Origin of the sequence: Micromonospora sp. NBC_00860 (genome assembly GCF_045207375.1) — a bacterium.
Lineage (GTDB): Bacteria > Actinomycetota > Actinomycetes > Mycobacteriales > Micromonosporaceae > Micromonospora > Micromonospora vinacea.
Genome location: NZ_CP108825.1, coordinates 1,908,352 through 1,922,298 on the forward strand (window position 1 = coordinate 1,908,352; position 13,947 = coordinate 1,922,298).

Sequence of the window (13,947 nt, forward strand, 5' to 3'; positions counted from 1 at the left end):
CGCGCCGGCGCGGCCCGGCTGTCGCGCCGGACCGCGCCGGCACGTCAGAGGGTCTGCGGTACGGCGATCCGGTCGATGTCGGGGGAGTACCAGGTGCCGCTGTCGAAGGTGATGGTGTTGGTGCCCGCCTTCAGTGCCAGTTGGACGGTGACCGTCTCGACGGTGCCCCAGTCACCAGTGGAGGGGAACTTCAGGTAGCTGCCGTTGCCGCTGTTGGAGGAGACCTGGACGGACCGTGCGTCACCGCTGACGTAGGAGACGGCGACGGTGTAGATGCCGTCCTTGCGCACTGTGACGTCGTTGAACCGCACAGTGCCGCCGACGTAGAGGTTGCCGACCTTCTGACCGCCGGAGCAGGCGTCGCAGCCGCCGACGGAGGCGGTGCCGGTCAGGGTGTTGCCGGGAGCCTCGGCCTCGTAGCTGGTCGAGGTCAGAGCGGTGCCCGGCCGTACGGTGAACAGCCGCGAGCCGTGCGCGGGCAGCGCCGCGGTGATGGCGTTCTTCTGCGGTCCGAGGTCGCGGCGGTTCCACACATCCCGGACCGAGGCGTTGCCGGTGAACCCGAACGACGCCCAGTGCGCGGTGACCGACGCGGGCGCGTCGGCGAGGTTGAACAGCGCCACGGTGTAGCTGCCGTCCGGGTTCTTCGCGCCCCAGACCTGCTGGTCACCGGCGGGGGTGACCGGCCGGGCCGGCGCTCCGCCGTTCTGGTCGATCGCGATGACCTCGCGGTTGGTCAGCAACGACAACCCGTAGTCGTCCAGGCGGGTGATGTCGTCGCCGGTGTACAGCGGCGACTTCGAGATCGCCCACAGCGTCGCGTACGACTGACGCTCGGCTTTGGTGAGGCCGTCCATCTCGCCGTTGCCCACATTGAGCGAGTCGAGGTCGTTCCACCCGCCGGGGCCGGCCTTGCGGCTCCAGGCCGGCGCGTCGTCGAACCGGTCGTCGACCGAGTTCTCCCAGCTGACCAGCGTGTTGCAGTAGCACTCGACGTCGGTGTCGATGCGCCACCCGTTGGAGTACCGCTTCCAGTCGGCGGCGTGGTTGATGTCGAGCGACCAGGACAGTTCGAGGTGGATCGGCCGGCCGGCGGTGGCGATGGCCCGCTGCCAGGCGGCCACGTCGGCCACGTTGTCGTAGTTGTCACCGGACTTGAACGAGCCCGGCCCGACCCCGTCGAGCTTCAGGAAGTCGTAACCCCAGTCGGCGAAGAGTTGCGCCTGCGAGTCGATGTACTTCTGCGCGCAGGGGTTGTCGAAGTTCAGCTTGTACGCGCTGTCCCAGCCGTTGGTGGTGCGCAGGTCCGGGTAGACGATGTTCGCGGTGGTGCAGTCGGGGGCGTTCCAGATCGGCGCGGCGCCGTCTGCGTACGCCTCCTTCTCCAGCCCGACGGGCAGGTAGATGCCGGCCTTCAGTCCCTTGCCGTGGATGTGCTCGGCGACGGCCTGCATCCCGCGGGGGAACCGCACCGGGTCGGGGGTCTGCCGGGCGTACTGGTCGAAGCGCGGCACCCAGTCGTTGTTGCGCCACCAGCCGGCGTCGATGTTGACGTACTGGTAGCCGTACGGCTTCAGCTTGGTGGCGAGGGCGTCGGTCTGCTTGAGGACGTTGGCCTCGGTGAGGTAGCTGTAGTCGCCGTCGGGGTTCAGGCCCGGGTACTTGGAGGACTGCATGGTCCAACTGGTCCACCCCATGAAGGGGCGCTGCGCGATCTCCGCGGCGGCCTGCGCCGGCGCGGCCTGCGGGGCCGCCGGGGCGGCGTGGGCGGGGGCGGCGCCTGCGGCGAGGAGTACGCCCAGCGCCGCCGCGACGAGCGGCACCCGGGTGCGGTGCTGTCTGCGCGGGGTTGTCGGTGACGGCATGGTCAACCTCCTGGTGGCAGGGTGGGTCGAGCGCTATGGACGGCCGGTGGCCGGGGTGACGCCGGGTCAGGGGACGACGAGCGACTGGATGCTCACGGCCGCCGCGCCGCGGGCCCACTCCTCGAACGGCAACGGGCGGATGGAGAGGGGGCACCGAGCGGCGGCGCCGAAGGCCTGCCGTTCGAAGCTGGTGCGGATGTGGCTGTCGAACAGGTCGTACGCGGCCAGCCCTTCGCCGGACACGACGATGCGGGTGGGACCGACCAGGTTCGCGACGGCCGCGATGGCGCAACCGATCGCGCCGCCGGCCCTGGTGAAGACGGCCCGCACCTGCTCGTGGCCCCCGCGCGCCAGGGCCACCGCCTCGTCGATGGTGAGGTCGGGACGGCCGGTGCGGTCGCGGGCCTGGGCCACGATGGCGTCGGTGCCGGCGATCGACTCGACGCAGCCGCGGCCACCGCAGTGGCAGTCCGGGCCGGTGGCGTCGACGGTGAGGTGGCCGATCTCGCCGGCCACGCCGTACGAGCCGGAGACGAGGCGGCCGTTGACGACGAGCCCGCAGCCGATGCCGGTGCCCACGGTGACCAGGGCGAACGACTCCGCCCCCACCCCCTCGCCGAACCAGTGCTCGGCGGCGGTGAGCGCCTTGACGTCGTTCTCCACTGTGACGGTGAGACCGGTGTGCTGGGCGGCCAGTCGACCCAGTGGCACGTCCCGCCAGTGCAGGAACGGCGAGTAGCGCACCAGGCCGATGCCGCGGTCGATGTCGCCGGAGAGGGCCAGGCCGAGCCGGTGGACCCGGGTGCGGTCGCCGGGGAACGTGTCGAACAGGTCGTCGGCGAGCCGGCCCACCTCGGCGAGGACGGCGTCGACGTCGGGGTCGTCAAACGACCGGCGGGCGCTGGCATGGACCTGTGCGCGCAGGTCGCAGACCACGCCGATCACCTCGTCGGCGGTGATCTTCACCCCGAGGAAGAACTCGCGTTCGGCGCGCACCGCGAGAGGGCTGGCGGGGCGTCCGGCGCCCGGTCCGGAGCGCTCGGTGGCGGCCAGTTCGTGCAGGTAACCCAGGTCGATGAGCGGCCGGGCGGCCTTGGTGACGGCGGCGGAGGAGAGCCCGAGCCGGCGGGCGAGCGCGACCCGACTCACCGGCCCCTCGGTCAGCACCGTCGTGAAGACCGCCGTCGCTGCCGGTGGCCCGGCGAACGTACCGGTGTCGATCCCAGGAAACATGGACGAAACCTACGGCGAATATTTAACTTCTTCAAGTATTGATTTGCCTCAGTGCACCGTCCTAGAGTCGGCGCCACGCCGGCCACGGCAAACTCAGGTCGCCGCCGCACGGACGCCGAGGCCGACCAGGAGCACGCCGGTCAACCGATCGAGCATTCGTCGCACCGATGCGGTGCGCAGCAACCGGGCGGCGGCGCCGGAGACGACGGTCCAGCCGGCGAGCCAACCGGTGGCGAGCGCGGCGTGTGCCGTGGCGAGAAGCATCATGGGCATCAGCACCGGTCGGCCCGGTTCGAGGAACTGCGGTGCCAATGTGAGGTAGATGGCGGCGGCCTTGGGATTCAGCACGTTGCCGAGCAACCCCTGCAGGTACGGGTGGTCCACGCGCCAGGGCAGCCTCCGGGCGGGAACCGTCGGTCGCCGTCCCGCCTCCGTGCGACGGCGCGACGCCGACCAGAGCATCCAGAGCCCGAGCCCGACCAGATAACCGGCCCCGACCAGCTTGACCACCCAGAACGCCTGCGACGAGCGGAGCACCAGCGCGGCCAGCCCGACAGCGGCCAGCGTGGCGTGCACGTAGAGCCCGGTCACCGTACCCAGGATCACCCACCAGCCCTGCCGCCGCCCGCCGCTGGCGACCCGCGAGACGACCAGGGTCAGGCTCGCGCCCGGCGTGGCCGTGATCGGCGCGACGGCGAGCAGGAAGCCGAGCACCGCGACCCCGCGCATGCTCAGACCACCACCCGGTAGTGGGTGGTGAGCAGTCCGGCGTCGTCGTACACGTGGAACGCGACGCCGGGCGGTTGGGTCTGGGTGGTCAACGGGCCCTCGCCCTCCCAGGGCATCCGCAGAGTGGAGACCACACCTGGGGCGATCCGCAGGGGACGGCCCGCGAAGGTGCTCGCGGCGGCGGTGTGGAAATGCCCGGTCAGCACGGCGACGACCTGCGGGTGGGCGGCGACGAGTTCGGCCAGGGGGTCGGCCGGCAGCAGCCGCATCGGGTCGATGACCGGGTGGTGCAGCACCACCGGCGGGTGATGCAGGGCGATGAACGTCGGCGTCTCGGCCGCCACCGAACCCAGCTCGTCGGCGAGCCACGCCATCGTCTCCTCGTCCAGGTGACCGTCGTCCGCGCCGGGCACTGAAGAGTCGGCGAGGAGGAAGACCGCCCCGGCCACGTCGTGGCGGGCGTTGATCGGGCCGGTGCCGCCGCCGTCGTCACCGAGCAGACCCTTGCGGTACGCGGGGCGCACGTCGTGGTTGCCCGGGCAGACCATCACCGGAAGCGGGGAGTCGAACAGCCTCGCGGCGGTTTCGTACTCGGCCACCTCGCCGTGGTCGGCGATGTCCCCGGTGATCAGGATCGCGTCGACAGGTCGTGGCAGGCCGTGCAGGTAGTCCATGACCCGGGCGGTCCGCTCGGCCGACCGGGGGTGGCTGTCGAGGTGGGTGTCACTGAGGTGCGCGATGACCAGCACGAGGTCTCTCCTAACGGCTATCAACGTCAAAGCCGTTAGGGACGCTACTCCCGACCAGGTAGGCCGCCGCAGCGCGACAGCCCTCGCGGTCAGCTCCGGGAGCGGGGCAGGCAGTCCTTCTTGTACTTGAGGCCCGAACCGCACCAGCAGGCGTCGTTACGCTCCGGCGGCCAGGCGATCCGTGCGCTGGGCCGCGCCGACACCTCGGCCGCGTAGCCGGCCCGCACCGCCGCGTCAGCCGGATCGCCGCCACGTCGACCGGCGAACGCGGTCAACCCGGCCACCGTCGCCCCGAACACGCCCAACCCGGCCTGACCGGCATCCCGCAGCCGAACCAACTCCGTCTCCAACCGCCCCCGGTGCGCGTCCCAGTCCGGCCCGTACACCTCCGCGAGGGCAGGGTGCTCGGCGAGCAGGCGATCGAACTCGGACCGCGGCCAGAAGAGCAGATCCGACTCGGTGTCCCGACGCTCACCCGCCCGACGCACGAGCTGGGTCTCCAACCGGTCCGCCAGGTCGTCCTGCCGGTCGTGCGGCAGGTTCAGATTCCGGCGTACCCGATGCCGCTGTTGCAACAGGAAGAAGGCCACACCTGGCGCGTCCGGCGGACCGAGATCGACCACCGGGTCGATCGCGGTGCTGGCCGGCCCGGACGCGGCGGTCGCGCGTTCGTTGAGCACTGTGTCGACCGCCTCGCTCAGCCACGTCTCGGCGGTCGCCGAACGCCCAGCGGCGTCCAGCGCGGCACTGACGTAGGCGGGGGCGTCGGGCTGCACGAGCAGCAACGGGCGCAACGCGGTCAACTCCGCCATCGCCTCGTCGTCGCGGCTGCCGGCCTGGAACAGCGCGCGGGCCCGCAGCGCGCGGGCGAACCCGGCCCGGGGGTCATCGCCGGACGGGTACGCCGCCACTGCCTGCTCCGCGTACCGCAGCGCGGCCTCCGGCCTGGCCCGGATCTCCGCGATCTCGGCGGCCAGCGTGAACGCGTCGCCGGCGTCGTCCGGGTCCTCCAGCCGGCCCTGTTCGGCGGCCTCCGCGACGTCGGCGGCGACACCGAGCGGGTTGGCCGTCCCGAGCGCCGAACGGCGAAGTTCGGCGAGGTCAGCCTTGGTGAGTATCTCTCTCGTCGGCACGATCTCACGGTACGTCGGGGTACTCGCGCTGTGCGGGCAGATCACCTGTTACGCCGCTCTCACACCGCCTCTCCTGCCGCCCGGCGGGCGGACTGCGACCAGGCGCCGGCCGCCGCGGCCCGGGCGGCGTAGCTGTCGAAGTCGAGCGGGTCCCGTCCCAGAACCCGACGTACCCCGTCGGTCGGCTCGGCGAGGTGGCCCGCCCGCATCCCGGCGAACAGGGCGTTCAGCGCCGTGGCTGCCTCCGCCGGATAACCCTCGGCGAGCAGTTCGGCGTGGTACTGCTCCGGGGTGAGCTCCACGTAGCGGATCGAACGGTCGGTCACCCGGGCGATCGTCGCCACCGCCGCGTCGAAGGTGAGCGCACGAGGACCGGACAGGTCGTACACCCGTTCGTGGTGACCGGGCGACGTCAACAGCGTCGCGGCCACGTCGGCGACGTCCTGGGCATCGACGAACGGCTCCGGGGTGGCGCCCATCGGCAGGGCCAGGCGACCGTCGAGCAGCGGTTGGCGAAACAGGTCCTCGCTGAAGTTCTGACTGAAGTTGTTCGGCCGGATGATCGTCCACTCGATGCCGGACTTCCGCACCGCCTCCTCGGCCGCGACCATGCCGGGAGAGAAGTCACCGACCCGGTCGATCCCGCGCCCGGACAGCGCCACGATCCGGCCGACACCCGAGTCGACCGCCTGCGTCACGAAGTCGGTGGCCAGTGCGGGGTCCTCCGGGGCGAGCAGATAGACCGCCGAGGCGCCCGCCAGGGCAGGCCGCCACGTGTCCCGCCGCGACCAGTCGAACCGCACCTCACCGGAGCGAGAGGCGGCCCGGGCGTGCCGACCCGCCGCCCGCAGTGTCTGGACCAGCCGGCGACCGGTCTTGCCGGTGCCGGCCATCACAAGTGTCGAGGGTGCGTCAGTCGTCATGACCACGAGTCAACTCGCCCGGTCGCGGGCGGGACATGTCCTGTCGTACGCCGGGCATGTCCGATCGTCCGCGGTCCATCCTCCGCGATCTATCGTCGGTGACATGGACCCGTTCGACAATCTGCTGCGCGGCCTGCACGCCGACGGTGCGGCCTTCGGCCGGTCGGTGCTGACGCCGCCGTGGGCGCTGCGGTTCACCGACGGCGCCCCGCTGACGCTCTGCGTCCCGATGCGAGGCGAGGGCTGGATCTCCCACCCGGATAGCGACAAGCCTCGCCTGGTCCGGGTCGGCGAGGCGGCCACCGTGCGTGGGCCGGCGCCGTTCGTCTTCTCCGCCGAGCCCCGGTCGAGCTTCGAGCCCGGAGAACTGCGGGACGTCCGGCGCGGCCAGACCGGGGTGGTCGACCCGGTCGGCGCCGACCACACCGAGCGCCTCGTGCTGCTGGTCGGGGTGTACCACGTGCGGGGTCGGGTGCCGCAGCGGCTGCTGGGTGCGCTGCCGCCGGTGCTCGTCGTGCCGGAAGACCAGGACTGCGCCGCGCTGCGCGACTACCTGGACGCCCAACTCGACGCGGGGCGGCCCGGACGGCAGGTCGTGCTGGACCGCCTGCTCGACTGGTTGTTGGTGTGCACGGTGCGGGACTGGTTCGACCAGCCGGAGGCCGAGACCCCCGGTTGGTACCGCGCGCTGAGCGACGACACGGTCGGGCCGGTGCTGCGCGCCATGCACGACGCGCCCGGCCGGCCGTGGACCCTGGCCAGCCTGGCCGCGCAGGCCGGGGTCTCCCGGTCCACACTGGCCAAACGGTTCACCGCGCTGGTGGGCGAGCCGCCGCTCACCTACCTGACCGACTGGCGCATGACAGTGGCCGCCGACCTGCTGGCCGAATCGACCGCGACGGTGGCCGCCGTGGCGCGTCACCTCGGGTACGCCGACGCGTTCGGCTTCAGCGCGGCCTTCAAACGCGTGCACGGCATGAGCCCCAGCGGGCATCGACGGCTCGCTCGCCTCGACGCCACGGCGGCCTGAGCGGCTGCTCTTCAAGGCCCAGAGCCGGTCGACGAGTGGTCGCAAAACCAACGAACTACTGTCATCTGCCGTCAACCCGTCGTCGGTAGCGTCCGGTCGCCAGTTTCCCGACCAGGTCGCACAAAGGCGGAGTTATGGGCACCGTGGATCGCCGTACGTTCCTCAAGGCGATGGGAGTTCCCGCGATCGGCGCGGCGCTCCCGTTGGACCTCAGCAAGGCGCTCGCCATCCCGGCGAACAACCGGACCGGCTCGATCAAGGACGTCGAGCACGTCATCATCCTCATGCAGGAGAACCGCTCCTTCGACCACTACTTCGGCACCATGCGCGGCGTACGCGGCTTCGGTGACCCCCATCCGGCGACACTGCCGTCGGGCAAGGACGTGTGGCACCAGCCCAACGGGGCCGACGAGCTGCTGCCCTTCCGCCCCGAGGTGAAGGATCTCGGCCAGACCTTCCTGCCGGACCCGCCGCACGGCTGGAACGACGGGCACGCCGCCTGGAACGACGGCCGGTTCGACAAGTGGGTGCCGAACAAGGGCGTCACGGCGATGACCTACCACACCCGCCAGGACCTGCCGTACCACTACGCGCTCGCCGACGCCTTCACCGTCTGCGACAGCTACCACTGCTCGCTGATGGGCCCGACCGACCCGAACCGCTACCACATGTTCAGCGGCTGGGTCGGCAACGACGGCAAGGGCGGCGGCCCGGTCATCACCAACGCCGAGGCCGGCTACGACTGGTCCACCTACCCGGAGCGGCTGGAGCGCAACGGCATCTCCTGGAAGATCTACCAGGACGTCGGGACCGGCCTCAACGCCGCCGGCTCGTGGGGTTGGACCAACGACCCGTACATCGGCAACTACGGCGACAACTCGCTGCTCTACTTCCACCAGTACCAGAACGCGCAGCCCGGAACGCCGCTGGCCGACAAGGCCAAGACCGGCACGGAGGTCAGGACCCAGGGCCGCGACCCGGAGGCGCTGCTGGCCGACTTCCGCGCCGACGTCGAGGCGGGACGTCTGCCGGAGGTCTCCTGGATCACCGCGCCCGAGGCGTACACCGAGCACCCGAACTGGGAGCCGGCGTACGGCTCCTGGTACATCTCCCAGGTCATCGACATCCTCGCGTCGAACCCCGAGGTGTGGAGCAAGATGGCGCTCTTCATCACCTACGACGAGGAGGGCGGCTTCTTCGACCACGTGGTCCCGCCGACGCCCCCGCAGACCCGCGAGCACGGGCAGTCGACAGTGCCGACCACCAACGAGATCTTCCCCGGCGACGCCGACCACCCGGCCGGGCCGTACGGCCTCGGCATCCGGGTGCCGATGGTCATCGTCTCGCCGTGGACGCGCGGTGGGTACGTGAACTCGCAGGTCTTCGACCACACCTCACTGATCAAGTTCCTGGAGGCGCGGTTCGGGCACGGCCGGCCCGACCTGATCGAGCAGAACATCACCCCGTGGCGACGGGCCGTCGTCGGCGACCTGACCACTGCCTTCGACTTCCGGCACCCGAACCGCTCGCGCGAGGTCAGGCTGCCCGACACCGACGACTTCAAGCCCGAGGAGTTGGTCCGGCACCCCGACGAGGTGCCGGTCCCGCCGACGGACCAGCGGCTGCCGAAGCAGGAGCACGGGGTACGCCCGGCGCGGCCGATCCCGTACACCCTGCACGCCGACGGGCACCGCGGCGACGACTCGTTCCGGATCGACTTCCGCAACTCCGGCGGGGTCGCCGCGGTCTTCCAGGTCCGCCAGGCCGGCAGTGCGGACGCCCCGCGCAGCTACACCGTCGAGCCGGGCAAGCACCTGACCGACACCTGGCCGGTCACCTCCGGGTACGACCTGTCGGTGCACGGGCCGAACGGGTTCTTCCGCAGGTTCACCGACGGCCGGTCCCACCTCGACGTCACCGCAACCTACGACGAGCGCGACTACAAGCTCGCCCTCACGCTCAAGAACCGCGGATCGAAGCGGGTCGAGGTGACCGTCCGCGACGGGTACAACGCCCGTCCGGTCACGCTGTCGCTGCGCCCCGGCGAGACCGAGCGCGCCACGTGGGCGCTCGCCCGCACCCACGGCTGGTACGACCTCACGGTCTCCGTCGCGGGTGACGCCGACTTCGCGTACCGCTGCGCGGGTCATGTCGAGAACGGCAAGGACAGCATCAGCGACCCGGCCCTCGGCGGACTCGTCTAGGTGATGGTCGCGTCACCCGGGCCGTGCCGGCCCGGGTGACGCGCCCCGCTTACGGACACCTCGGGTGTCACGCTGTGTGGCCGCCGCGCGCAGCGGACGCGGCCGGGACACTGCCCCAGACCGCCTTGGCCCCGGAGTCACCCACCCGGTAGACCTGGACCAGGTTCGCGGCCGCCACGACCACGGCAAGCACCGCGATCACCACCGCGACCGAAGCAGGGGTACGGCGGGATCCGGTCGTCTCCCCGGCCGGGTGGGCCGCCCGGCGGTGCAGCCAGAACAGCGCGACGGCGGCGACCAACAGCGGCAGCGCGAACCAGATCAGCGTGTCCCCGAGCTGGGCGTGCACGCCGGGGTCCCCGACCCGATGCTCCAGGCCCTCACCGGTGGAAGAGGCGATCGGCACCGCGACCGTGGCCAGCGCGGTGATCAGTACGACGAGCCCGCCGTAGCGACCCCGCCAGGATGGCCGGATGGCCAGCGCGGCGACGCCGATCGCGGCCAGCGGCAGCAGAACCACCACGGCGTGCACCACGAGTGGGTGCAGAGGAAGTCCGTTGACGGTGTCGGGCATGAGATCTCCTCGGCGCTCGGGATATCACTACCAGTCACCATATTTCGCGATTCTTGTGAAATTCTTGCGCGACCAGGTTCAGCACGCGGGTAGCAGCAGCGTGAATGTGGCACCGTGACCCGGAGCCCCACCGACCTCGAGCGATCCCCCGTGGGCCCGCGCGACCTGCTGCACCAGCGCCAGGCCCAACCCGAAACGTCGGCCCGTCCCGTCCGTGCCGTGTGCGAAACGGCCGAGGAGGCGGTGCGCCTCGGCCGGATCGAGGCCCACCCCGTCGTCGGTGACGTCGGCGGCAACCCGGCCGTCGCGGTGTCGCACGATCACGGTGACGTGCCCACCAACGGCCACGTGCCCGACGGCGTTGTCCACCAGGGCCGTCAAGGCCCGGCGCAGCGCGGCGCGAGCACCCCGGACCAAGGCCGCCCCGGTAGCCTCAACGCGCAGCTCGATGTCGCGCTCCCGCGCGTACACCGACATGCTCGCCACCACCTCACGGGCCACCTCCGCCAGGTCAACCACCGTGTCCGGTGGCGGCTGGTGCTCGGCGGCGGCGGCTACCAGCAGATCCTCGACGACCTCGCCGAGCGCCCGCGTGTCGGCCACCAACTGTTCGAGCTGATCGGTGAGCTGTTCCGCCGGCCGGGTCCGGGCTCGGCGCACGAGCAGCTGCGCGCGGGTGTGCAGCACGGTGAGCGGTGTGCGCAGCTCGTGCGACGCGTCGGCGACGAAGCGACGTTGCAGGGCCAGTGCGGTGGCCAGGGGCGCGACGGCCCGCCGGGCGAGCAGCGCCGCGGCTGCCAGCGCCCCGGCCAGGCCGGCCAGTTCGGCCACCAACAGCGCGATGCCGAGTTGTTCCTGACGCTGGCGCAGCGGCGCGAGGTCGGCGGCGACCGCCCAGCGGCTGCCGTCCGCCCGGTGCTCGACCTGCACCCGGACCGGATGATCGTCCCCCGCGTCGGTGTCGTACCGCGTCGGCTGCCGCCGTAGCGCGTCCTCCAGGACGCCGACCAACGTCGGTGATGCGCTCCCGGTCACCTCGACCGCGTCGGTTCCGGTTGCTCTGCGGGCCAGGACCTGACCGGGCGGCGGGTCGTCCACGTCCTCGGCCATGGTGAGCACCTGACCCAGCTCCGCATCCAGCGCACGGGACTCCTGACGGCTGGAGAGCACGAACATCAACGCGCCGACCAGCAACAGGATGACGCCGATCGCTGCGGCGGTCTGCGCCACACTGCGCCGTCGGGCGTGGTTCAGCTGGGCCTCGTCCACCCCGTCAGCCCGTACCGATCCGGTAGCCGAGACCGTGCACCGTACGAATGGCGCCCCGTCCCAGCTTCCGGCGCAGGTGATGGACGCAGGCGTCGACGCTGCCCGGGGCGTCGGCGTGGTCGAAAGTGGTGCTCAGCAACTCCGCCCGGGTGAAGACCTTCGTCGGCCGACCGGCGAGGGCGCGCAGGACAGCGAACTCGCGGGCGGACAACGGAATCTCCTCGCCGTCGTCGAGCACCCGCCGGTTACCCACGTCCAACCAGCGTCGTGGCCCCAGCGGCAGTCGGCTCGCCGCGTCCTGGTGTCGGCGACGCAGCGCCCGGAGCCTCGCCAGGAGCTCGGGGACCTCGAAGGGTTTGACGAGGTAGTCCTCCGCGCCCGCGTCGAGCCCTTCCACCCGGTCGTCGAGGGAGCCCCGAGCGGTGAGGAGCAGTACGGGACAGGTCACCCCGCGCTGCCGCAATCGGGTGACCAGTTGCAGGCCATCCAGCACCGGCAGCCCTCGGTCGATGACCATGAGCTGGTAGTCGCGGGCCAGTGCGTGGTGCAGGCCGCTCTGCCCGTCGCGGGCCAGGTCGACGTCGTACCCCTCCTCGGCGAGCAGGTCGGCGAGCAGCGCGGTCAGCGCGCGGTCGTCCTCGACCAGCAGCAGGCGGGGCCGGGTGCTTTCCACCGGCCCAGTATCGCCTCCCGGAATCGGGGGATCACCCCATCCGCTGACCTTGCTATTAAGCATGGACAGCCAACATAGAGTAAATGGCTCTACCGCGATTCTGTGATCTGCTCTGCGGTGGATTTGATGAGCGATTCGCGACATCACTATTCCATCGAGAACCGTTGCAGCGAGTGATGGACAGTGTTGCTCGTGCCGGGGTCGCGCTCGGGAGGGACGCGGCATCGATGCATTGAACTGCTGTTACATCGATCGCTTCCCACCGGCGTCGACGGTGGCGAGGCTCGCGGTGACTCTGCGTAATGGTGCACCTGTTCGGCCGCAATCGTTGACGGGGGTGGGTGTTCGGCTGCCCGAATGGCCGAATGAACCGTCGTTTAGGACATGAGCCTGTTACACAACCGACCCACAACGAAATCATTTGCTTGGCTAACGTTCTGGCTCGGGAGCCGCCATCCGGACAGTCGTCCGGGTGGCGGTGTCATGTGTCAGCACGATGAGGAGGTCGTCCCGCGTGGAGCCGATGGTCACGGAGCCCCAGGTGCTCCGCGCCGGAGAGCCGGGCGACGGACGGGTGCAGAGCGCGTCGTCGCCCGCCGCCCCGGTCCGGACGGTCAGCAAGTCGCCGACCCGGATCGCCCTGGCCCGGCTACGCCGCGACCGGATCGCGATGATCTGCGCCGCGATCTGCGTGGCCTACGTCCTGATCGCGATCTTGGCGCCGCTGCTCGCCGGGTTGGAGGGGCAGAACGCCACCGACCTGCACCAGGACCTGATCGACGAGTTCGGCTTCCCAATGATCGGCCCGACCGGCGAGCACTGGTTCGGGGTGGAGCCCCGCCTGGGCCGCGACCTCTTCGCCCGCTGGGTGTACGGCGCACGCCCGTCGCTCATCGTCGCTGTCGCGGTCACCACGATCACCACGATCATCGGTGTGGTCGTGGGTCTGGTCGCCGGCTTCTCCGGCGGCTGGGTCGACCGGGTGCTCTCCTGGCTGATCGACCTGGTGCTCAGCCTGCCGTACCTGCTCTTCGCGATCGCGAGCTCCGCCGTCCTGGTCGCGATCTTCGGCGGCGCCGACGGAGCCGGGGCCGAGGACGTCGCCCAGATCCGCTTCATCTCGCTGATCTGCGTGCTGTCGTTCTTCGGCTGGGCCAGCCTCGCCCGCCTGGTCCGAGGGCAGGTGCTCTCGCTGCGGGAGCGTGAGTTCGTCGCGGCGGCCAAAGTGCTCGGCATCCCGACCAGGCAGGTGCTCTTCAAGGAGCTGCTGCCCAACCTGGTGGCGCCGATCGTCGTCTCCGTGTCGCTGGCCCTGCCCGGCTACGTCGTGGCGGAGGCCGGACTGACCGTGCTTGGGGCGGGGCTGATCGAGCCCACACCGTCCTGGGGTCTGACGATCTCCGCCGCCACCACGTACTACCGGGCCGACCCGCTCTACCTGTGGCTGCCCGTACTCGGCATCACGATCCTGGTGCTCGCCCTGAGCCTGCTCGGCGACGCCGTACGCGATGCCTTCGATCCCCGGACCCGTCGATGAGGACGCCCGGGGCTGAAGTAGAACCGGA

Annotated in this window: 12 protein-coding genes; 3 read left to right on the top strand and 9 right to left on the bottom strand. The window is 70.9% G+C overall.

The features are described 5' to 3' along the window. Positions 1-44: 44 nt before the first annotated feature. The 6 genes from OH804_RS08640 to OH804_RS08665 all read right to left on the bottom strand — a co-directional run bounded on the left by OH804_RS08640 (position 45) and on the right by OH804_RS08665 (position 6,632). Positions 45-1,865, bottom strand: coding sequence for an alpha-galactosidase D (locus OH804_RS08640; protein WP_406064130.1), 1,821 nt, complete (start codon positions 1,863-1,865; stop codon positions 45-47). Positions 1,866-1,931: 66 nt separating this feature from the next. Further along, positions 1,932-3,098, bottom strand: a complete 1,167-nt coding sequence (locus OH804_RS08645; protein ID WP_196923610.1) for an ROK family protein — start codon at positions 3,096-3,098, stop codon at positions 1,932-1,934. A gap of 93 nt (positions 3,099-3,191) precedes the next feature. Next, positions 3,192-3,827, bottom strand: coding sequence for a LysE family translocator (locus tag OH804_RS08650; protein WP_406064133.1), 636 nt, complete (start codon positions 3,825-3,827; stop codon positions 3,192-3,194). Between the two features lie 2 nt (positions 3,828-3,829). Further along, positions 3,830-4,576: a metallophosphoesterase gene (locus OH804_RS08655; RefSeq protein WP_406064135.1), complete on the bottom strand. Its 747-nt coding sequence runs from the start codon at positions 4,574-4,576 to the stop codon at positions 3,830-3,832. An 89-nt stretch (positions 4,577-4,665) separates the two neighbouring features. Next, positions 4,666-5,709 carry an SEC-C metal-binding domain-containing protein gene (locus OH804_RS08660; RefSeq protein ID WP_406064137.1) on the bottom strand — a complete coding sequence of 348 codons (1,044 nt, stop codon included), beginning with the start codon at positions 5,707-5,709 and terminating at the stop codon, positions 4,666-4,668. A gap of 59 nt (positions 5,710-5,768) precedes the next feature. After that, positions 5,769-6,632, bottom strand: a complete 864-nt coding sequence (locus OH804_RS08665) for an NAD(P)H-binding protein (protein ID WP_406064139.1) — start codon at positions 6,630-6,632, stop codon at positions 5,769-5,771. A gap of 103 nt (positions 6,633-6,735) precedes the next feature. On the opposite strand from OH804_RS08665, the gene OH804_RS08670 reads away from it, so the two are divergent. Beyond that, positions 6,736-7,662, top strand: coding sequence for an AraC family transcriptional regulator (locus OH804_RS08670; RefSeq protein ID WP_406064141.1), 927 nt, complete (start codon positions 6,736-6,738; stop codon positions 7,660-7,662). A gap of 134 nt (positions 7,663-7,796) precedes the next feature. After that, a complete protein-coding gene (locus tag OH804_RS08675; RefSeq protein WP_406064143.1) occupies positions 7,797-9,866 on the top strand; it encodes a phosphocholine-specific phospholipase C in 2,070 nt (689 codons plus the stop codon). Positions 9,867-9,933: 67 nt separating this feature from the next. Here the strand turns inward: OH804_RS08675 and OH804_RS08680 are convergent, their stop codons facing one another. The 3 genes from OH804_RS08680 to OH804_RS08690 all read right to left on the bottom strand — a co-directional run bounded on the left by OH804_RS08680 (position 9,934) and on the right by OH804_RS08690 (position 12,382). Beyond that, positions 9,934-10,440, bottom strand: a complete 507-nt coding sequence (locus OH804_RS08680; protein WP_406064145.1) for a DUF2231 domain-containing protein — start codon at positions 10,438-10,440, stop codon at positions 9,934-9,936. Positions 10,441-10,518: 78 nt separating this feature from the next. Next, positions 10,519-11,709: a sensor histidine kinase gene (locus tag OH804_RS08685; RefSeq protein ID WP_406064147.1), complete on the bottom strand. Its 1,191-nt coding sequence runs from the start codon at positions 11,707-11,709 to the stop codon at positions 10,519-10,521. A 4-nt stretch (positions 11,710-11,713) separates the two neighbouring features. Further along, complete coding sequence (locus tag OH804_RS08690; protein ID WP_307788736.1) at positions 11,714-12,382, bottom strand: response regulator transcription factor; 669 nt, start codon at positions 12,380-12,382, stop codon at positions 11,714-11,716. 523 nt (positions 12,383-12,905) lie between these two features. On the opposite strand from OH804_RS08690, the gene OH804_RS08695 reads away from it, so the two are divergent. Continuing rightward, complete coding sequence (locus tag OH804_RS08695; RefSeq protein WP_196923600.1) at positions 12,906-13,919, top strand: ABC transporter permease; 1,014 nt, start codon at positions 12,906-12,908, stop codon at positions 13,917-13,919. The last annotated feature ends 28 nt before the right edge of the window (positions 13,920-13,947 follow it).

Excerpts from the sequence above, each read along its gene's own strand:
- OH804_RS08675 (WP_406064143.1), top strand. The coding sequence starts at position 7,797 with ATGGGCACCGTGGATCGCCGTACGTTCCTCAAGGCGATGGGAGTTCCC.
- OH804_RS08680 (WP_406064145.1), bottom strand. The coding sequence starts at position 10,440 with ATGCCCGACACCGTCAACGGACTTCCTCTGCACCCACTCGTGGTGCAC.
- OH804_RS08670 (WP_406064141.1), top strand. The coding sequence starts at position 6,736 with ATGGACCCGTTCGACAATCTGCTGCGCGGCCTGCACGCCGACGGTGCG.
- OH804_RS08695 (WP_196923600.1), top strand. The coding sequence starts at position 12,906 with ATGGTCACGGAGCCCCAGGTGCTCCGCGCCGGAGAGCCGGGCGACGGA.
- OH804_RS08640 (WP_406064130.1), bottom strand. The coding sequence starts at position 1,865 with ATGCCGTCACCGACAACCCCGCGCAGACAGCACCGCACCCGGGTGCCG.
- OH804_RS08645 (WP_196923610.1), bottom strand. The coding sequence starts at position 3,098 with ATGTTTCCTGGGATCGACACCGGTACGTTCGCCGGGCCACCGGCAGCG.
- OH804_RS08650 (WP_406064133.1), bottom strand. The coding sequence starts at position 3,827 with ATGCGCGGGGTCGCGGTGCTCGGCTTCCTGCTCGCCGTCGCGCCGATC.
- OH804_RS08665 (WP_406064139.1), bottom strand. The coding sequence starts at position 6,632 with ATGACGACTGACGCACCCTCGACACTTGTGATGGCCGGCACCGGCAAG.